This window comes from Streptomyces sp. NPDC021080 (genome assembly GCF_044333225.1).
Taxonomy (GTDB): Bacteria; Actinomycetota; Actinomycetes; order Streptomycetales; family Streptomycetaceae; genus Streptomyces.
This window is the reverse complement of record NZ_JBIRQM010000014.1, coordinates 108,059-129,401: the sequence shown is the minus strand read 5'-3', so window position 1 is coordinate 129,401 and position 21,343 is coordinate 108,059. Positions and strand designations below refer to the sequence as shown.

5 protein-coding genes are annotated in these 21,343 nt (G+C 73.8%); 4 read left to right on the top strand and 1 reads right to left on the bottom strand.

Features of this window, described 5'->3' with window-relative positions:
* Window positions 1-206 precede the first annotated feature (206 nt).
* From ACH4S8_RS31250 to ACH4S8_RS31235, 4 genes are all read left to right on the top strand, one after another.
* Window positions 207-14,852 (top strand): SDR family NAD(P)-dependent oxidoreductase, encoded by a 14,646-nt coding sequence (locus ACH4S8_RS31250; RefSeq protein ID WP_398399953.1) that lies wholly within the window; start codon window positions 207-209, stop codon window positions 14,850-14,852.
* 66 nt (window positions 14,853-14,918) lie between these two features.
* Window positions 14,919-17,711, top strand: coding sequence for a thioester reductase domain-containing protein (locus ACH4S8_RS31245; RefSeq protein ID WP_398399951.1), 2,793 nt, complete (start codon window positions 14,919-14,921; stop codon window positions 17,709-17,711).
* The gene (locus ACH4S8_RS31240) at window positions 17,708-18,844 is read left to right on the top strand and encodes an alpha/beta hydrolase (RefSeq protein WP_398399949.1); all 1,137 of its coding nucleotides are present in this window, start codon (window positions 17,708-17,710) and stop codon (window positions 18,842-18,844) included. The genes ACH4S8_RS31245 and ACH4S8_RS31240 overlap by 4 nt, the downstream gene beginning before the upstream one ends.
* A 103-nt stretch (window positions 18,845-18,947) precedes the next feature.
* On the top strand, window positions 18,948-19,727 hold the full coding sequence (locus tag ACH4S8_RS31235) for an alpha/beta hydrolase (protein WP_398399947.1): 780 nt from the start codon (window positions 18,948-18,950) through the stop codon (window positions 19,725-19,727).
* Window positions 19,728-20,355: 628 nt separating this feature from the next.
* Here the strand turns inward: ACH4S8_RS31235 and ACH4S8_RS31230 are convergent.
* Window positions 20,356-21,078, bottom strand: coding sequence for a dienelactone hydrolase family protein (locus ACH4S8_RS31230; protein WP_398399945.1), 723 nt, complete (start codon window positions 21,076-21,078; stop codon window positions 20,356-20,358).
* Window positions 21,079-21,343: the final 265 nt, after the last annotated feature.

Genomic DNA, 21,343 nt, shown 5'->3' with positions numbered 1-21,343 from the left:
GGCGCACGCGGTCGTACCGCGTGTACGGCCACCGGAATCCGCCGCACGCCACCCGAATTCACCGTCTGCCGTCTGCCGTCTGCCGTCTGCCGTCTGCCGTCTGCCGTGCGTCGTCGGCGTGAGCCGTGCGCCGTACTCCGTGCGCGCCCGGCTCGTCGGCCGTACGGATTCCACCTGAGCCCAAGTTCCCGAGGACACCAGCCCAGATGCCTGCGAACGAGTCCCCGAAGCAGTTCCCCGAGATGTCACCGACGACCCGTGAGGGGGTGCGGGCCTGGTTGACGTCGGCCGTCGCCGATGCGGCCGGGCTTGCCCCGTCGGCCGTCGCACCGGAGCGCCCGATCGCCGAATTCGGTCTGGGATCGGTGAAGTTGGTGTCGTTGGTCGCGGGCCTGTCCGAGTGGACCGGGCGGCCCCTCGAGCCGTCCTTCGTCTTCGACCACCCCACGATCGAGGGGATCGCCGAGGCCGTCTTCGGCGAACGGGCCCTGGGCACAGCCGATCCGGCCCCGGGTCCGGCCGGCGTGCCGGACGGTCCGTCCGTGCGGAGGGGCGCCGACGACATCGCGATCATCTCCATGGCCTGCCGGTTCCCTGGCGGCGCCGACGACCCGGAGTCCCTCTGGCGGCTGCTGGACGCGGGCGAGAACGCCGTCGGCCCGGTGCCCGCGGGCCGTTGGGACACCCAGGAGCTCTACGACCCCGACCCGGAGGCCACCGGCAAGGCGTACACCCTGCGCGGCGGCTTCCTGACCGGCATCGACCGGTTCGACGCGGCCTTCTTCGGGATCTCGCCGCGCGAGGCCGCGGCCATGGACCCGCAGCAACGGCTGCTGCTGCAGACCGGCTGGGAGGCGATCGAGCGTGCCGGGATCGTCCCGGAGACGCTGAACGGCAGCCTGACGGGCGTCTACGTCGGCCTGTACGACAGCGGATATCTCGCCTCGGCCCCGCTGGACCGGCTCGACGGGCACGTCGGCACCGGCTCGGCGTCCAGCGTGGCGTCGGGGCGCATCGCCTACACCCTCGGGCTCCAGGGGCCGGCCGTCACGGTCGACACCGCCTGCTCCTCCTCCCTCGTGTCCCTGCACCTGGCGGCGCGGGCGCTGGCCGGCGGCGAGTGCGACCTCGCGCTGGCCGGTGGCGCGACGCTCCTCGTGACACCGCGCGGACACGTCGAGTTCAGCAGGCTGCGCGGGCTGTCGCCGTCCGGGCGGTGCAGCCCGTTCTCCACCGAGGCGGACGGGGTGGTGTGGGCCGAGGGCTGCGGTCTGGTGCTCCTCAAGCGGCTCGCGGACGCGCGCCGGGACGGCGACCGGGTGCTCGCGGTCGTCAAGGGGTCGGCGATCAACCAGGACGGACGCAGCCAGGGCCTGAGCGCGCCGAACGGCCCGGCGCAGGAGCGGGTGCTGCGCGCCGCCCTCGACGACGCCGGGCTCCGGCCCGACGACCTGGACTATGTCGAGGCACACGGCACGGGCACGCGGCTCGGCGACCCCATCGAGGGCCGGGCGCTCGCGTCGGTCTTCGGACCCGGGCGTCCGGCGGAGCGGCCCCTGGGCGTCGGCTCCCTGAAGTCCAACATCGGTCACACCCAGGCCGCGGCGGGCATCGGCGGTGTCATCAAAACGATCCTGTCCCTGGGGCACGAGCGGCTCCCGGCGTCCCTGCACGCCGAGACCCCGACCGAGCACGTCGACTGGGCGGACGGCGGCCTGCGCGTGCACAGCCACGCCGAGGCATGGCCACGGCGTGCCGGCCGGGTGCGGCGGGCCGGGGTGAGCGCGTTCGGGATCAGCGGCACCAACGCGCATGTCGTGCTGGAGGAGTCGCCACAGGACCTGGCACGACCGACAGAGACATCCACACCCACACCCACACCGACACCGACACCGACACCGGAAACGACGCCGACTGCTCTTCCGACGCAGGTGGTGACACCGGCGTCGGCCGCTGCTTCGGCGCAGGACGCGGCGCCTACGGAGGCCGCGCTTTCGACGCAGGCCGAGAAACCGACATCGGCCGCCGAACCACCCCCCGCCCCGCGCCCCCGCACCGGAGAGCCGGCCCTCTTCCCGCTGTCCGCCCGCACCCTCCCGGCGCTCCGGGGCCAGGCGGCCCGCCTGCTCGACGCGCTCGCCGCTCAACCGCGGCCGGAACTGCCCGGCGTGGCCGGAACGCTCACCCACCACCGCACCCACTTCGAGCACCGCGCCGTCGTCCGGGCCCAGGACCACGACGAACTGCTCACCGCGCTCCGCGGTCTGGCCGAGGGAAAGCCGGACCCCGACCTCGTCGTGGGCCCGCAACAGACCCTCCCGGCAGGCAAGCTGGCGTTCGTCTTCCCGGGCCAGGGCGCCCAGTGGTCCGGCATGGCCCGCGAACTCCTCGACCGGTCACCGGTGTTCGCCGACGAACTCGACCGCTGCGACGCCGCGCTGCGCCCGTTCACCGAATGGTCGGTGGCGGCCGTCCTGCGCGGCGACGAGGGTGCTCCCGCCCTGGACCGGGTGGACGTCGTCCAGCCCGTCCTCTTCGCGGTGATGGTCTCCCTGGCCGCGGTGTGGCGGGCCCGTGGCGTACGGCCGGACGCGGTGATCGGGCACAGCCAGGGCGAGGTAGCCGCGGCCTGCGTCGCCGGGGCGCTGAGCCTGAGCGACGCCGCGGCGGTGGTCGCCCTGCGCAGCCAGGCCCTGACCGAGGTGTCCGGGACCGGGACCATGGCCGTCGTCGCCCTGCCGCATGCCGAGGTCGAGGCGCGCCTCGCGGGCCTCGGCGGCCGGGTGTCCGTCGCCGCCGTGAACAGCGGCCGCTCGACGGTGATCGCCGGTGACGTGGAGCCACTCGACGCCCTGCTCGCCGACCTCGCCCGCGAGCAGGTGTTCGTCCGCCGCCTCGACGTGGACTACGCCTCCCACAGCGCCCGGGTCGAGCCACTGCGCGCCACGATCCTCGACGAGCTCGACGGCGTCACCACCTCCCCGACCACCGTCGCCTGGTACTCCACGGTCACCGGCGAGCCGGTCACCGAGGAACTGGAGGCGGACTACTGGTACTCGAACCTGCGTGAACCCGTGCGCTTCGCGCCCGCCGTGGAACGCATGGCGGCCGACGGCTACCGCCACTTCGTCGAACTCAGCCCCCATCCCTCCCTCGTCACGGCCCTGCGCACGGTCGCCGAGGACCACGGGTACGAGGACCTGGTCGCGGTCGGATCGCTGCGCCGCGACGAGGACGGGCCCGCCTGTCTGGACCGGGCCGCCGCCGAACTCCACGTCCACGGACGGCTGATCGACTGGCGCCGCGTCGTCCCCGACCCGGGGACGGCCGACCTGCCCACGTACGCCTGGGACCCGCAGTCCTACTGGATCGACCCCGAACCCGGGTCCGGCGCCGTGGACTCCGGTCTCTTCGACCGCGCGGCGCACCCGTTGCTGGGCGTTCACCTGCAGTCGGCGGACGAGACCCGCTGGACCTTCCGCAACGAATGGTCCCCGGCCACCGCCGACTGGCTCCCCGACCACGCCGTGTTCGGGCGGACCGTGGTGTCGGGCACGACCGTCATGGAACTGTGCCGTGCGGCGCTCGCCGTGGCCCGCCCGGACCGGCCCGGTGACGTGACCGATCTGCTTCTGCTCGCGCCTCTCGTGCTGCCGGGGACCGGCACGGTCGAGGTGTCGGTCGAGGTGATCACCAGCGGATCCGTGCCGGAGATCACCGTGCACAGCCGCCCGCGCGGCCCGGAGCCCCAGGGCTGGACCCTGCACGCCACCGCGTCGGCGGCCGCCCCCGCCCCGGTGACGGCGACGCCTCCGCCGGTGTGGCCGGAGGCCGCCGAGTCCGCCTGGAGCCCGGACACCTACGAACGGCTGGCCACGCTCGGTCTCGGCTACGGACCCTCCTTCCGATGCGTGCGCTCGGCGGTCGCGACCGCCTCCGAGGGCGGGCTGCTGGCCCGCCTGTCACTGCCGGCCCCGGCCCGCGACGCGGCCGATCCCTACCCCGTCCACCCGGCGCTGCTGGACGCCGCACTGCACGTCGCCGCCGCTCTGGACGCCTCCGAAGGCCGGGTGCTGCTGCCGGTCGCGGTGGGCCGCTGCGTCCTGCCGCCCGGCGTCGCGAGCGACCTCACGGCGCTGGTACGGCGGACGGGCGGCTCGGGGACGGACCTCGTCCTCGACGTGACCCTGTGGGACGCCGACGGCCTTTTGGCGGGCCGGCTGGAGGACGTACGGCTGCGGGCGGCCGACCCGGCGGACCTGAACGGCGCCTCGGAGAACGGCCGTCACCTGTACGAAGTGGCGTGGACGGCCGTGACCTCCGGGGCCGAACAGCCCGAGGTGGCGACGCCCGCCGTGTGGGCCGTCCACGGCGACCGTTCGGCCCCGGAGGTCGCGGCCGCCCTGCGGGACCTGGCCGCGTCGGGCGTCCAGGTGCGCGAGACGGGCGCCGACATCGTCGTACGATTCTGGCCGCGCCCGGCGGCCGATGCCGAACCAGCCGCTGCCGCACAGGAGTTGGCGGCGTCGGCACTGGCCGAACTGCGCGCCCTGATCGCATCCGCGGACGACCCGCCGTCCGCCCGGACCGTGTGGGTGACCCGTGGCGCGGTCGCGACCGGTGCCGGGGACACCGTGCCCGGCCTCGCCCAGTCGGTGCTGTGGGGCCTGGCCCGCAGCGCCCGGACCGAACACCCGCACCTCGGGCTGACCCTGCTGGACCTCGGGGACTTTGACACCGCAGGCGTTCTGCCGACGGCCGTCGCCCATTCCGGTGAGCCCGAACTCGCCTTCCGTGACGGTTCCCTGCTCGCTCCGCGACTGGTGCGTGCCCGCGCGGCCGAGGGGCTGCGGATTCCGGCCGGTGACGCCTACGAACTGGCCGGGCCCGCGACCGATCCGGTCCTGCGCGCGGTGGTGCCCCCGGCCCTGACACCGGGCCGGGTGAGGATCCAGGTGCACGCCGTGGCGGTTCCCGGGCCCGGCGGGGAGCGGCCGCGTACCGCCTGTGCCGGTGTGGTCACCGAGACCGCCGCCGACGTGACGGACCTGAGCCCCGGCCTGCGGGTCGTCGCCCTCGCCGACACCCCGCCCGGCTCCACGGCGATCGCCGACGCAGGGCTGGTCGCGGTGCTCCCGGACGACGTGCCGTTCACCACCGCGGCCGCCCTGCCCTGCGCGTCCGACGGCACCACCGGTACCGAAGCGGCGGCCCGAGCACTGCACGAGGCCGTCGTCGACCGGGCGCGTCGGGCCCGTCCCCAGGTCCTGCCCGTCACCGCCGCACCCGAGGCGATACGGCGAGGCAGTGTGTCCGACGCCCCGGTCGTCCTCGACCTCGTCGGCCGGGGCGCCCTCGCGCCCACCGACGGCACGGTGCTGATCACCGGCGGCCTCGGCGCCGTCGGCCGGCACATCGCCCGGCTCCTCGCCGAACACGGTGTTCCCCGTCTGCTTCTGACGTCGCGTCAGGGTGCGGCGGATCCGCGCGCGGCCGAGGTCACCGCCGAACTGGCCCCGCTCGGAACCGAGGTCGAGATCGCGGAGTGCGACGTCGCGGACGCGGCGGCCCTGGCCGGTGTACTCGCCCGCGTCGGCGACACGTTGCCGCTGCGCGGTGTCGTGCACTGCGCCGGAATCCTCGACGACGGGGCGATCGCCGAGCTGACGCCCGAACGCCTCGCACGGGTGCTGCGCCCCAAGGCGGACGGCGCCGCCCATCTGCATCGGCTCACCGCCGGCATGCCGCTCGACCTGTTCCTGCTGATCTCCTCGGCGGCCGGCGTGCTCGGCAGCCCGGGCCAGGGCAACTACGCGGCGGCCAACGTCTTCCTCGACCAACTGGCCCACCACCGGCGGGCCCTGGGCCTGCCCGCGGTCTCGGTCTCCTTCGGCGCCTGGTCGGGCGAAGGTCTCGCCGCCGAACACGCCGACCTGGAGCGGATGGCCCGGCTGGGCCACCGCGCCCTCACCCCCGGCCAGGGCCGCGAACTCGTCGAACTCGCCCTGCGCCGGGGCGCACCGCACCTGATCGCCTGGTCCCTGGACCTGCCCCGCCTGCGCGAGAGCGCGGCTGCCCGGGACGACGGTACGGCGGCCCTGTGGCGCTCGCTGCTGCCCGCGCCCCGTACCGGTCAGGACGGCGGTACCGCGCTGGCGGACCGGCTGGCCCGGCTCCCGGAGGCCGACCGCGCCGAACGCGTCCTGGCCCTGGTCCGTGAGGAGACGTCCCGGGCGCTCGGCCTGCGCTCCGCGGAATCCGTCCGCCCCGACCAGCCGCTGCGTGAACTCGGCATGGACTCGGTGACGGCGGTGGAGCTCCGCAACCGCATCGGCACCCGGATCGGCGCCCGGCTTCCCGCCACCCTGCTGTTCGACCACCCCACCGCGGCCCGGCTCTCCGCCCACCTGCTGGCCACCGCGCTCGCCACGGACGGCCGCACCCCCGGGCGCGACGCCCCCGGCCCACGGTCCCCGCGCACCCCGGTGCCGGTGTCGGACGAGCCGCTGGCCCTGGTGGCCATGGCCTGCCGGCTGCCCGGTGGCGTGGACGACCCCGAGAGCCTCTGGCACCTCGTCGCCGAGGGCCGTGACGCGGTGGGCCCGTTCCCGGCGGACCGCTGGGACGTGGAGTCGCTGCACGACCCCGACCCGGAGGCCCTGGGCACCTCGTACGCCGCGGAAGGCGGTTTCCTCGACGACCTGGAGTCCTTCGACGCGGGCTTCTTCGGCATCACCCCGAAGGAAGCGGCGGCCATGGACCCGCAGCAGCGGATGCTGCTGGAGACGGCGTGGGAGGCGCTGGAGCGCGCCGGGATCGTGCCGGGCGAGCTGGCGGGCAGCAGCACCGGTGTGTACGTCGGCATGTTCGGCAGCGACTACCTCGCGGGCTCCCGGCTCGACCAGTTGGACGGGTACGTCGGCACGGGATCGGCGCCGAGCGTGGCCTCGGGCCGGATCGCGTACACGCTGGGCCTGAACGGACCGGCGCTGACCGTGGACACCGCGTGCTCCTCCTCCCTGGTGGCGCTGCACCTGGCCGCCCAGGCCCTGCGGTCGGGCGAGTGCGACCTGGCCCTCGCCGGCGGGGTGACCCTGATGGTGACGCCGGGAACGTTCGTCGAGTTCAGCCGTCTGCGCGGGCTGTCCCCGACCGGCCGCTGCCGCTCCTTCTCCGACGACGCCGACGGCGCCATCTGGGCCGAGGGCGCGGGCATGGTCGTACTGAAGCGGCTGAGCGACGCGCGGCGCGACGGTGACGAGGTGCTGGCCGTTCTGCGCGGTACGGCCGTCAACCAGGACGGGCGCAGCCAGGGCCTTTCCGCGCCGAACGGTCCGGCCCAGGAACAGGTGGTCCGGCGGGCACTGGAGCTGTCCGGGCTGGAACCGGCCGACATCGACTACGTCGAGGCGCACGGGACCGGCACCACGCTCGGCGACCCGATCGAGGCGAACGCCCTCGCGGAGGTCTTCGGTGCCTCGCGCCCCGCGGGCCGCCCCCTGTACCTCGGTTCGCTCAAGTCCAACATCGGTCACGCGCAGGCGGCTTCGGGCGTGGCCGGTCTGATCAAGGTCGTGCAATCCCTGCGGCACCGGACCCTGCCGCGCACCCTGCACGCCGGGACGCCCAGTCGCCATGTCGAGTGGGACGACAGCGGACTGCACCTGCTGCGGGAGACGGTCGCCTGGCCGGCGTCGGACGGACGCGTGCGGCGGGCCGGTGTCAGCGCCTTCGGGATCAGCGGAACCAACGCGCACCTGATCGTGGAGGAGGCCGGGCCGGCCGAGGCCCCGCCGAAGGAGGAAACCGCCCCGGGCACACGGCTCTTCGCGCTGTCCGGGCGGAGTGATGCCGCCCTGCGCGGACAGGCCGCACGACTGGCACGGCATCTGGACGAGGACATCGCCCTGCCCGACGTCGCCCACACCCTGGCCCGGCACCGCAGCCACTTCGAACAGCGCGTGGGGATCGTGGCCGGTGACCGGACCGAACTGCGCGCACGGCTCGACGCGTTGGCGACCGGCCGGACCCCCCTGCCCCCGCCCCACGCGGAGCGGACGGGCAAGGTGGCCTTCGTCTTCGCCGGGCACGGCGGCCAATGGCCCGGCATGGGAACAGGGTTGGCGGCCGAGTCGGAAGCCTTCCGCGAGGAGCTGACCCGTATCGACGAGGCGGTGCGCCGCCACGTCGGCTGGTCGGTGCTCGACGTGCTGCGGGCGCCCGAGGAACGTGTCCCGTTCGACCGCACTGAATTCCTGCAGCCCGTGCTGTTCGCGGTCAACGCGGCCCTGGCCGCCGCCTGGCGCGCGCTCGGCGTCCGTCCGGACGCCGTGACCGGACACAGCCTGGGCGAGATCGCCGCCGCCTACAGTGCGGGCGCCCTCACCCTGGACGACGCCGTGACCGTGGTGACCGCGCGGGCCCGGGCGGTCGCCCCCCTGGTCGGACAGGGCGGCATGCTGTCCCTCGAACTCCCGTGCGCGCAGGCCGAGAAGCTGCTCGCGCCCTATCCGGACCGGCTGTTCGTCGCCGCGGTCAACAGCGCGCACTCCACCGCCGTATCCGGCGACACCGAAGCGCTGGCCGAACTGCGCGCGCACCTCGAAGCGCGGAACATCCCGGTACGGCGGCTGTCGACGCCGTTCGCCTCCCACACCCCCTGGATGGACCCGGTCCGCGCGGAACTGCTGGACCGGCTCTCCGGCGTCCGCGGCACCCTGGCGCCGACCCCGCTGTACTCGACCGTGGCGGCCGAACCGGTGCCCGGCGACCGGCTGGACGCCGACCACTGGTACGCGAACCTCGGACGCCCCGTCCGTTTCGCGGACACGATCCGGCGGATGCTCGACGACGGCTACCGCTACTTCGTCGAGCTGAGCCCGCACCCCTCGCTCACCGCGTCGGTCGAGGCGGTGGCGGCCGAGGCGGGGATCGACGCGGTCGCCGTCGCGTCGCTGCGCCGCGGGCGGGACGGACGGGACGATCTGCTGGCCCGGCTCGCCGAGTTGTACGAGGCCGGACACACGCCCGACTGGCCGGTGCTGCTCCCGCAGGGCCGCCGGATCGACCTGCCCACGTACGCCTTCGCCCGCGAACGCCACTGGCGCACACCCGCCCCGGCCGCCGCGACGGCCGGGGGTTCACCACTCCTCGGCACCCATGTCGAGGCCAGTGACACACCCGGCCGGCACCTCTTCCAGAGCGACATCGACCTGCGCGACAGCCGCTTCGCCTACCTCGCCGACCACAAGGTCACCGGCGAGGTCTGGCTGCCCGGCGCCGCCTTCCTCGACCTGGCGCTGGAGGCCGCGGCCACGCTGCGGGACGGCGACGAAGTGCGCCTGGCCGACGTGCGGTTCGTACGGCCCCTGGCCCTGGACCCGCTGAGGCCCGCACGGCTGCAACTGGTTCTGCATCCCGCCGGGGAGGACGGCTCACAGGACTTCACCATCGCCTCGACCGCCACCGGGGAGCGGCGCACGCCGTGGGAACAGCACGTCACCGGACGGATCGTCGACGGCGCCGCCGAACCCGCGCCCGACACGACCGGCTTCGGCTCGGAGCCCGTCGTCCCGACCGACGCGGACCCGGAGCTCGCCGTGCTGCGCGAGCGGTGCGACGAAGAAGCCGACCTGCCCGCCGTCTACGCCGGGCTCAAGGCCCTGGGCATCGACTACGGCCCCGCCTTCCGGGGCCTGGAGCAGGGCCACCGCGCGGACACCGCGGCCGTCGGCCGACTGTCCCGGCAGCCCGCCGCCGGTCATCTGCTGCACCCCGCGGTCCTCGACGCCGCCTTCCACACCGCGGCCCTGCCGGCCGACGCGCCCGCGGGCCGCGCCTTCGTGCCGGCGGGTGTCGGACGGCTGCGCTTCACCGGCCTGCGCTCCGCGCCCGCCTGGGCGACCTGCCGACTGCGCTCCGTGGACGGTGACACCGCGCTCCTGGATCTGCGGCTCTGGGACGAGAAGGAGCAACTGGTCCTGGAAGCGACGGAGTTCGAACTCGCCGCGCTCTCACCGCTGGACGGCGCGCTCTACGAGACCCGCTGGCAGCCGCGCCCGGCCGCACAGGAACGGCCCGTCGACGGCGGCTGGCTCGTCCTGGCCGACGAGACCGGGGTGGCCGACGCGCTCGCACAGCGGCTGGCCTCCGCCGCCGTGCCCCATGCGATCGTGCGCCGGGGCACGGCGTTCGGAATCGAGGGACCAGGCCGCTATGTCCTCGATCCCACCGATCCGCGGCAGTTGACCCGTCTGCTCGGCGAGGCCTTCGCCGACGGACCGCCGGAGCGGGTGGTGCAGCTGTCCGCACTCGACGCCCCGGCCGTCGAGGACGCCGCCACGGCCGAACAGGCCGCACGGCACTGCTGCTTGAGCACCCTGCACCTGGTGCGGGCGCTCACCGACCGGCCAGGGGGCCGCTCCCCGCGCCTGTTCGTGGTCGTACGGGGCAGCCAAGCCGCCGGTGACAGCGCCCAGGTGACCAACCCTCAGCAGGCGCTCGCCTGGGGCTTCGGACTGTCCGTGGCCCAGGAGTACCCGGAGCTGTCCACCACGCTGATCGACCTGCCGGCCACGAACGACGACGGTCTGTGGACGCAGTTGTGGCACGCGGACGACGAACGGCTCGTCGCACTGCGGGAATCGGGCCGGCTCGTGCCACGGTTGGCCCGCACCCGCCCCGACGACGGCGGCCACGACGGGATCACCGCGGACGGCGTGCACCTGATCACGGGCGGCCTGGGCGGCCTCGGCCGGGTGGCCGCCGAACGGCTGGTCCGCCGGGGCGCCCGCCGGCTTGCCCTGATGAGCCGGAGCGAGCCCGGTACGGCGGCGCGGAGCTGGATCGAGGAGATCGAAGCACGCGGTGTCACCGTGCACCTCGCCCGCGCGGACGTCGCCGACCGCGCCGCGCTCACGGCCGCCCTGGACGCCGTACGCCGCGAGGCCGGCCCGATCGCCACCGTCGTCCACGCGGCCGGTGTCCTCGACGACGCCACCGTGGCGAACCTGACCGACGAACGCGTCCTGCGCGTCCTCGCCCCCAAGGTCCTGGGTACCACCCTGCTCACCGAACTCGCCCCGGAGGCACAGAAGTTCGTCCTCTTCGCCTCGGTGGCCGGTGTCCTCGGCTCGGCCGGCCAGAGCCCGTACGCGGCGGCCAACGCCTTCCTCGACGCCTGGGCGCACCACCTCTCCCGCACCGACCGCCGGGCACTGAGCCTGGACTGGGGCGCCTGGACGGAGGTCGGCATGGTCGCGGGTTCCGCCGACCGGGCCGCCGAGACCAGCCGTTCGGGTCTCATCGCCTTCACTCCCGCGGAAGGCGGCGAGATGTTCGAGCGGGTGCTCGCCACCGCCCGCCGTCAGCTCGCCCCCCTCGTCCTGGACCCGGAGGCACTCGAACTCGACCAGGACGCGGCCCGTACCCGCCAGATCCTGGGCGACCTCATCACCGTCGCCGCGGATCCGAAGGGCATGGACGACCTCGTCGCACAGGTCTTCGCGGCGAGCACGGACCAGGACCGGACCGGGCGCCTCGAAGCGTACGTACGGGCCAAGGTCGGCCAGGTCTCCGGCGGGTCCGTGGACGTGTCCGCGACCACGGCCCTCAAGGAACTGGGCCTGGACTCGCTCATGCTGGTCCGGCTGCGCAACGCCTTCACCCGGGAGCTGGGCGCCGAACTCCCGGCCGCCGCCGTCTTCTCGGCGTCCGACATCCGGGGTCTCGCACGCGCCCTGGTCGAGGTGCTGCCCGAACGCGACACCACGGCGCACAGACAGGAACCACAGCCCGACGTCACCTCCGAGGTGCCCGAGAGCGAACTGCGGCCCGCGACCCGCGATGTCGTACGGCTGCTGCGCAGCGCCCAGCCGGGCATGCCGGACGCGGCGCACACCGTCGGCCTGGCCGTCCGGCTCACCGGGCCGACCACCCGCGAGGAACTCACCGACATCGTCACCCGGCTCGCCGGCCGGCACGCGGCCCTGCGCACGGCGCTGCCCGGAGGCGGCGGACAGGGCCGGCAGCTGTGCGTGGAGAGGGAGTTGGCCGAGCCGTTGCTGCGCTGGACGGACGTGACCGTCGATGCCGTACCCGACATCGACGACGCCGCCGCCGACCGGCTGTCCCGGCTGCTGGAGCCGCCGTTCGACCTGGCGAAGGCCCCGCTGTGGCGGTTCGAGCTGCTGGACGCCGGTCCACGCGGCCAGATCCTGCTGTTCGGCGCGCACCACGCGGTGAGCGACCTGCAGTCGCTTCTGCTCGTCGCCGGGGAGATCGACGCCGAGCTGTCCGGCACCTCGCTCGGCGACGCCGTCACCAACCGTGACATCGACCTGCTGATCGAGGCCCAGCGGAGCGGTGGTGCCTCCGGCGCCGCCGACACCGAGTGGCGGGAGGCCTTCCACGGCAGCGAACGCCTCGACCTCACGCTCGCCGGGCCCCGCCCGGCGACGCGTTCGTATCGGGCCGGGAGCGTGACCGTGGCGATCCCCGACGGGCTGACGGAGCGGGTGGCGGCGGCCGCCGCCGGGCTCGCCGTCACACCCGCGGCCTTCTGCCTCGGCACCCTGACCGTACTGCTGGCCAGGATGCGCGAACGCGAGCGCTTCGTGCTCGCCGTGCCCGTCGACACCCGCATCCACGCCGACGCGTACGACGCGGTGGGCTTCTTCGGCGTACCGGTGCCGTTCCCGGCCGAGGCGGCGGCGGGGGAGCGGATCGAGGAGGTGGTGCGCCGGACGGACGCGCGCCTGGACCGGGTCCTCGCGCAGGGCGCCATGTTCACGGGCGTCCTGTCGACCCTGGCCGGGCAGGGACTGCACCGGGCGAACGCCCCGCTGGTGGAGGTGTACTTCAACTACGTACGCTCCTCGGCCGCCCGTCTCGGCCGACTGGAGGTGCTCCCGGCCGGCACGGGATATTCCGACCTCGACCTCATGGTCACCATGACCCCGGACGCGGGCCGCGTCCGGCTCGACCACAATCTCGACATCCTCGACGCCGCGACCTCCACCGAACTGGCGGAGGAATTCCTGCGCCTGCTCGCCGTGGCAGCCGACGACCCGACCACGGGGGTTCGCGCGGCGGGTACGACGGCGGTTCCGGTGACGGGCGGTACGACGGCAGCTCCGGTCGTGACGGGCGTGACGGCAACTCCGGGCGCGGTCGCGGCAGGCGCTGCGGCGTCTTCGGGCGTGACGGCAACTCCGGTCACGCAGACTGCCGTTGACCGCCCGCGCCGCTCGCTCGCCCTGGCCGCCACCTTCGCGCTCGGCAATCTGCCGCTGCTGTGCGAAGCGGCGCTCGACGAGAGCACCGGGGAAGCAGCGGGGGAGCGGGCGCGGAACGAGGGCCTGACGGTGACGGAAGCGCCGTACCACCAGGTGCTCACCGCTCTGCGCGACCCCTCGGGCGTCCTCGCCGATCCCACGACGGCGGTGGGCGTGGTGCTGCTGCGGGCCACGGACCTGGAACGCTTCGGCCCGGTGACCGACACGGTGCTGACCGAACTGGGCACCGCCTACCCGGCCGCGCTGCGAGCCCTGTCCGAGCGGACCCGCAGGCCGCTGATCGTCGGCATCCTCCCCTCGGCGCGACAGGACGACCGCCTCGCGCGATGGGAGAGCGGCCTCGTCGCCGAGCTGACCGACGCCCCCGGCATCGCGGTGCTGGGCCCGGACGAATGGACGCGCCACCACGCCGTCGCGGAGCACTTCGACCAGCGGACCGAGCGGCTGGCCCATCTTCCCTTCACCCCGCACTTCCAGGCGGCGGTGGCCCTGCGGCTGGCCCAGGCGGTGCGAGCGGTACTGCGTCCCGCGCCGAAGGTGATCGCGGTGGACGGCGACGAGACCCTGTGGGGCGGGATCGCCGGGGAGATCGGCCCCGGGTCGGTGGATCTGACCGGACCGCGCGCCCGGCTGGCACGGACACTGCTGCGATGGCGTGCCGCGGGCGCGCTGCTCGTCCTGGTCAGCAACAACGACGAGGACACCGTCCGGGCCGTCCTCGACCGTCCGGACAGCACGCTGAAAGCGGAACACTTCAGTGTGCTGTCCGCCGGCTGGGCCCCGAAGCCGGACCGCCTCACGGAGGCGGCGCGCACCCTCAACCTGGGACTGGACAGCTTCCTGTTCCTCGACGACAACACGGTCGAAATCGGCGGAATGCGGTCGGTGTTGCCGGAAGTCCTGTCCGTGACCTGCCCTCCGGCGGCCGGACTGGACGAATTCCTCCACCGGCTGTGGCCGCTCGTTCCGGCGGCGGCGACCGCCGAGGACGCGCTGCGGGCGGGGTTCTACGCACAGGAGCGGCAGCGGGACGCGGTGCGCGAACAGACGGGGTTCGAGGAGTTCCTCGCCCAGCTGCGGCTGGAGGTCGACATCCGGGCCCTGTCCGGCGCCGACGTCGAGCGGGCCGAACAACTCGTCCGCCGCACCAATCAGTTCACCCTCCGTCCCCGGTCCGCCGACGGCGGTGATCTGTCGCGGTGGCGGGAGCACGGCGAGGTGTGGACGGCCGCGGCACGGGACCGTTTCGGCGACTACGGCCAGATCGGCCTGCTCGCCCTGCGCGTGGACGGCGACCGACTCGACGTCCTCGCCTGGTCGCTGAGCTGTCGCGCGCTCGGCCGAGGCGTCGAGGAGCGGCTGTTGCAGTGGCTGGCGGACCGCGCCGACCAGCTCGGCTGCGCGAAGGTCCGGCTGACGGCGGAGCGCACCGACCGCAACGTACCGGCCCGGCGACTGGTGGCCGCGCTCGGCGGCGGTGACCAGGAGGACGCGCACCTGGAGAGCGTGGTCACGCCGGAACACCTGCGGGCCTTCCGCTCCTGGCGGCGGCAGTGAGCGGGGTCCGCGGCGCGGACCGCCGAGGCAGTTCGGAAAGGACAGTGCACAGGGTGAAGGGCTCCCATGAGTGAAGTGAACGAGGACGCGACGGCCTACGCCGGACAGCGGGCGATCGGTGAGGCGATCGAGCGGGGTGACGGCGGGCCGAGCGTGGAGGCCCTGCTGGCCAGGATCGGGCAGGCCGCCACACCCGCGGGACCCGGACCGGGCACACCCGCGAGGTCCGGAACCGGCACGGACTCGGGTGCGGACACCTCCGCGTCTCCTGCCGGTGCCGATGGTGGTGATGCTGCTGGTGACGGCGTGGGCACGGACACCTCCCCGCCCGCGCCCGCCTCGCCCGCGGCGGCTGCGGACGGCCTGCCCGCCGCGCCCGCCGCCCCCGACACGAACATCCGGACCGCGCCCGCCGCCCCCCACACGGACGTCCGGACCGCCCCCGCCGCGGACGGCGCGACCGTCTCCGCCGCCCCCGACGCGGACGCCTTGGCGGCCGTCATCGCCGCGGCGGCCGGGCCCCTCGTACCCGGAGGGCATCTGTCGCCCGACACCGACTTCTTCGACGCCGGGGGCACCTCCGTGGGCGCCGTGGAACTCGCCGCGGCGCTGGAGGACGAACTGGGCATGGAGATCGACCTCGACGAGGTGTTCGCCGACGCCCGGCCCCGCAGCCTCGCCCGGCGCTGGCTGGCGACCGCGGGTGCCACGGCGGCCGTCTCGGTCCCGGGTGTGCCGGCGACCTCGGCGGTCACGCGGACCGCAGCACCGGCGACCGACACGACCGGTACCCCACGGGTCCCGGACACCGTCCCGTTCACCGCCCCGGCCCCCACCCCGGGCGTGAACCCTGTTCCTCTCCCGGCGTTCACACGGGGTACGAGGCCGACTCCTGTCCCAGGGGCCGGTCCTGCCCCCGCCGCGGACACCTCGAGCACCTTGTCGCCCCGCGTCCCGCCCGGGGCGACGGCCAAGGCCCCGACGACGGGTGACGGCACCCCGTACGCCACGGCCCGTCCCGAAGACCTCGACCAGATCCTGGCCGACCTCGCCCTGGCCGACCGCCTGCCCTGGACCGGCTCGCCCGAGCCCGTGGCGCCCCGCCGGATCCTGCTCACCGGTGCCACCGGCTTCCTCGGCAGTCATCTGCTCCTCGATCTGCTCCGGCACAGCGACGCGCACGTCCACTGCCTCGTCCGCGCGGCCGACGAGGAAGCCGCCACGGCCCGTCTCGGCGAGGCGCTGAAGAGCCACCGGCTGCCCTGGTCGTCGGAGATCCGCCGCCGGGTGACGGTGCTCCCGGGCGACATCAGGCGTCCGCACCTGGGCCTGTCCGACGACGTCTGGAACAAGCTCGCCCACGAACTGGACAGCATCGTGGGTGTCGCGGCGGCCGTGGACTTCCTGCGCGGCTACCAGTCGCTGCGCCGGAGCAATGTCATCGGCGCGCTGACCCTGGCCGAGCTGGCGGCGACCGGACCGCCCAAGCCGCTGCACCACATCTCCTCGATCGCGGTCTTCAACGAGGTCGGTATCGCCTCCATGGGCGAGGACGACCCGCTCGCCCATGCCGACCGTCTCGTCGCGGGCTACGACCAGTCGAAATGGGCCGCCGAGGTCGCCCTGCGACGAGCCCGCGACCACGGCCTGATCGTCACCGCGATGCGCCCGGGAGGCATCGGAGGCCACACCCGCACGGGCGTCCACAACCCGCAGGACCTCAGCAGCGGCCTCATCTCGGCCTTCGGCCGCTTCCGCACCGTGCCCGCCTTCCACCGTCTGAACGCGGCCCCGGTGGACTGGGTGAGCCGGGTCGCGGCCGCCGTCGTCTGCGAACCCGACGCCTGGGGATTCGACTACAACCTGACCGGCGTCCCCAACACCCTCGACGACGTCGTCCGGGACATGGCGTTCGGCGGGATGCACGTGCGCGTACAGGACTGGGACGAGTGGCGCGCCGACGCCCTGGCCCGGCTGGAGGCCGAACCCGTTCCCGAACTCGCCTTCCTCGAGAGGGTGTTGCAAAGCCCCACCGCCCTCAAGCTGTGCGAGGCGACCCTGAAGGGCCCCGCGGCCACCGACGAACGCACCGCCGCGCTCGTCGCGGCGCTCGGACTGCCCCCCGCGGCCCGCTACGACGCCCGGGCCCAACTGAGGACGTTCGAGCGGCTCGCCGAGGACGGCCTGGCCCGGCTGCCGCACAAGGACGACCAGCCGTACCTGTGGTTCTCCGAGACGACCGAGGGCACGGTGGGTCCGGTCGACACCATGGGCCTGGTCGGCACCGGCGCCGACACCCCGTGCTCCATGGCGCTCACCCTCTCCATCGCGAGCATGTACCAACTGGTCAAGGAGCGCCGGGTGGACGTCGGCGGTGAGCTGATGTGCGCCGCGGTCCACGCTCTGCCCCTGCGCGTGGAACGCGGCGACGCCTGGATCCGCCCCGAGGAGGGCATCCCGCAGCAGCACGGGACGCGCGGTCAACTCCTGCGCTACCGGCTGACGTTGCGCGACGCCGACGGAGGCCGCTGGTGGCTGGAGGGCCACAAGCACGCCCGCGCCCGCCGTGACCTGTGGCGGCAGACCCGCGCCCTGAGCGTCGAGATCGGCCGCGAGGGCGAACCGGCGAGCCTCGCCGGCGAACTCGTCGTCCCCGCCGACAGCTACGTACGTGACCAGATCGACGGCATCAAGGTGGACCCGCGCCTGACCGGCAGGGAGAAGCGCGCCGCCAAGCTGACCTGGCTCGCCTGGTTCGGCGCGGAGATGGGCCGCGGCCTGCTCAACCCCTTCGCCCGCGCCGCCGCCGACCTCCTTGACCTGCGCCCTGCCCGGACCCCCTCGGAGCGCCACCGATGATCTTCAGAACCGCCAACTCCCGTACCAGGCCGACGATCCGCAAGGTCAGGACGGGCACGGCCCTGCGGCCGCTGCGCCACCGCCTCGACCCGGCACGGGTCGAGGAGATCCCCTTCAGAGCCGGGGACGGCGTACGTCTCGGTCTCACCCGCGTCGACAGCGGGGAGCGGGACCGGCCCGCCGTGCTGCTGTTGCACGGCCACACCGCGTCCGCCGACATGTTCCTGCTCCCCGAGACCCGCAACCTGGTCGACGTCCTGCTCGACGGCGGCTACGAGCCCTGGCTGCTCGACTGGCGGGGCAGTTGCCGGCTTCCGTACAACGAGACCGGCCAGAGGTACACCTACGACGACGTCGCCCTCCACGACATCCCCGAAGCCGTCTCGTACATCCGCGAACGCATAGGCGACCGGCCGCTGTTCGTGGTCGCCCACTGCATCGGCTCCCTGACCCTGTCGCTGAGCATGACGGCGGGGCTGGTGCCCGGCCTCGCGGGTGTCGTCTCCCAGGGCGTGTTCCTGACACCGAAGCTCGCGGGACGCACCTCGCTGCGGATGACGGTGGCGGGCGAGCTGCTGAAGAACCGGATCGACCACATCCCGGTCGACTTCCGCAAGGTGGGGCTGCGGTCGAGGTACACACCCCTGTTCGCACTGGCCTCCCGCGGGGCGGACTGCCCGGACCCGACCTGCCAGATCCTCCACAACTCGGCCTGGGGATCGGGTGCTTCGCTGTTCCGGCACGAGAACCTCTCCGACGCCACCCACGACCGGCTCGCCGAGCTCCTCGGGCCCGCGCCCCTGTGGATCCTGCCGCACCTGCGCCGGATCGAACTGGCCCGCACCGTCGTCCGCTGGCACGACACCGACCACCGCTACCGGGCCCTGCCGCCCAACGCGCTGGACGCGGCCGCCCGCATCGACACCCCGGTCCTGCTGCTCGCGGGAAGCGAGAACGGACTGTGGCTGGACTCGCAGAAGCTCTGCCACGAGGTACTGGCGCGCCGCCAGCCCCAGCTGGACGTGTCGTACACCGAGATCCCCGCCTACGGTCACCTGGACACGTTCCTGGGCCGGGGCGCCGCCCTCGACGTCTTCGGGCACATCCTCGAATTCCTCGACGACCGACGGTGACGGCGGACCCCGTGAGCGGTTACCGTACCGACCAGTAACCAGGCTGTGGTCCCACAAGCCACCTCCGGCCCTCCCGGGCCGGCCGACACATCACGGAGGCCTCATGCCCCAGCTCGAAGTCGATGGCGCCGCGCTGACGTACGACGACGAGGGCCCCCGCGCCGGAGACGGCGCGCCCCTGGTGTTCATCCACGGCTGGACGGCCAACCGGCACCGCTGGGACCACCAGATGGACCACTTCGCCCAGAAGCGGCGGGTCATCCGCATGGACCTGCGCGGACACGGCGAGAGCGAAGGCTCGGGGCGGCGGACGGTGGCGGAGCTGACCGGTGACGTTCTCGCCGTCCTCGACCACCTGGACGTCGACCGGTTCGTCCTCGTCGGCCACTCGATGGGCGGCATGATCGCGCAGACCCTGACGCTCGCCCACCCCGAGCGGGTCGAGCGGCTGGTGCTCGTGAACTCGATCAGCAGGATGGCGTACAGCCGGGGGAGGGGCCTGCTGATGGCGGTCTCGACCCTGGTGCCGTTCAAGCTGTTCGTGGCCGCCAACATCCAGCGCGCCTTCGCCCCCGGCTACCCGCGCGAGAAGATCCGCGAGTACGTCCGGGCCTCGGCGGGCACGTCCCAGGAGGTGGTCATGACCTGCTACGGCGCCATGCGGTCCTTCGACGTCCTCGACCGGCTCGGGGAGATCCGCACGCCCACCCTCCTGGTCCACGGCTACCACGACATCCAGCTGCCCGTCTCACAGATGCTGCGGATGGCGAAGGCCTACCCGGACGCCGTGGTGCGGATCGTGGACGCCGGCCACGAACTGCCCGTGGAGAAGCCGGAGGAACTCACCGCCGTGCTCGACCGGTTCGTGACCAGCAGGCCGTAAGGGAGGAAGCGAAGCTCTCCGCCTCCCCGGACAGGGCCGGGGAGGCGGGAGGCGCCGACGTCCCTTGCCGCGGGTCGGGCGGGTCCCTGGTGCCGCGACAGGCAACGTTCGCCCCGTCGTGACGCCCGGCACGCACTCTCTCCACACCGGCCGAAAGCCCAAGTACATCCACCACGATCTCGGCCGTGATCCGAGTGGTCCGTACCGGGGCAGCCGGCCGGCCACGGCGGAGGAGCACTTCGCGGAGGACGGCAGGACCGAGGAACTCACAGCGCTGGAGCGTTCCTTCCTCGCCACCGGCACCGCCGGCCGCGTCCGTGAACGCCGACGGCTGCGCGGACTGGTCGCCGCCCTGTCCTTGCTGCCGGCTCCGGCCGTGCTCGCCGGTGCCGTCGGCCGGCAGCAGAACCGTGCCGACGACCGCCGGCACACCCAGGCCGAGGCCCGCAGCATCGCGGCTGTCGCCGACCGTACGCGCTTCGCCGACCCGGTGAGGCGGTGGTGCGTCTGCCGGTCACCGCCGTCGAGAAGGTCAGGGACCTGTCCTCGACGAGCGGCTTCCCCACCGCGGCCTACCGGCGTCCGCTGTCCGCCTGACGGCGCCTGCCGCCGGTCTGACGGTCCGGCCCTACTTCAGGTGTCGGTCGAAGAACCGGCACCCGTCCTCCAGCTCGAACCACGGAGTGCCGGTGTGCCCGCCCAGGTTGGCGTGCAGCGTCTTCTCCTTGCTGCCGAAGGAGTCGAACAGGTCCAGGGCTCGTTGCCGGGGGTTGCCTTCGTCGTCCCACTGCAGCAGGAACAGCAGCGGAACGGTGACCTGCCGGGCCTCCTCGCGCTGGGCTCGGGGTACGTACCCCCCGGCGAAGAAGCCCGCCGCCGTGATGCGCGGCTCGACCACCGCCAGCCGAATGCCGAGGGCGGTCCACCCCCCGGAGTACCCGACAGGACCGCTCGTCCCGGGCAGTTCGAGGAGGGCGTCCAGAGTGGTCTGCCAGTCCGGGACCGCCTTCTCGACCAGCGGGCCGATGAACGACTCGAAGATCTCGTCGACCGGTTCGCCGGCCTGCATCGCCCGGCGGAGGTCGGCGCGGGCCTGCTCCTCGGTGGCGGACCGGGGCCGGTCACCGCACCCGGCGGCATCGATGGTGGCCACCGTGTAACCGCGCGCCGCGGTGTACCGGGCCCGGGCCACCAGTCGGGGATCCGCCTTGGGCAGGCCGTTGTTGTGGGCCATCAGGACCAACGGGGCCGGCGTGGATCCGGGCGTCCACAGGGTGCCGGGGATCTCGCCGAGGGTGAATTCGCGTTCGAGGACGCCGTCGTCGAGGCGCTGCTCGGAAGTGAAATGCATGGTCGTGCCTTTCAGGAGTGCACTGGAACGGCGCTCCCGGACGACCTATCGCCCGACCGTGACCCCGGAGGAGAGCACCCATGTCGAAACTGTGTTCACGGGTACCACCTCCTCGTTCTCTCGCACGGCCTCCGGAAAGGTAGCAGTGGTCGCCGTGGTCCGCCAATCGGGTTTTCGCGGAGGTCCGGGGCCGGATGCCATGACGCTGAACGGAACATTCACGACTCGGTGTCCCCGTCACGACTCGCTGTCCCCGCCGAGGCCC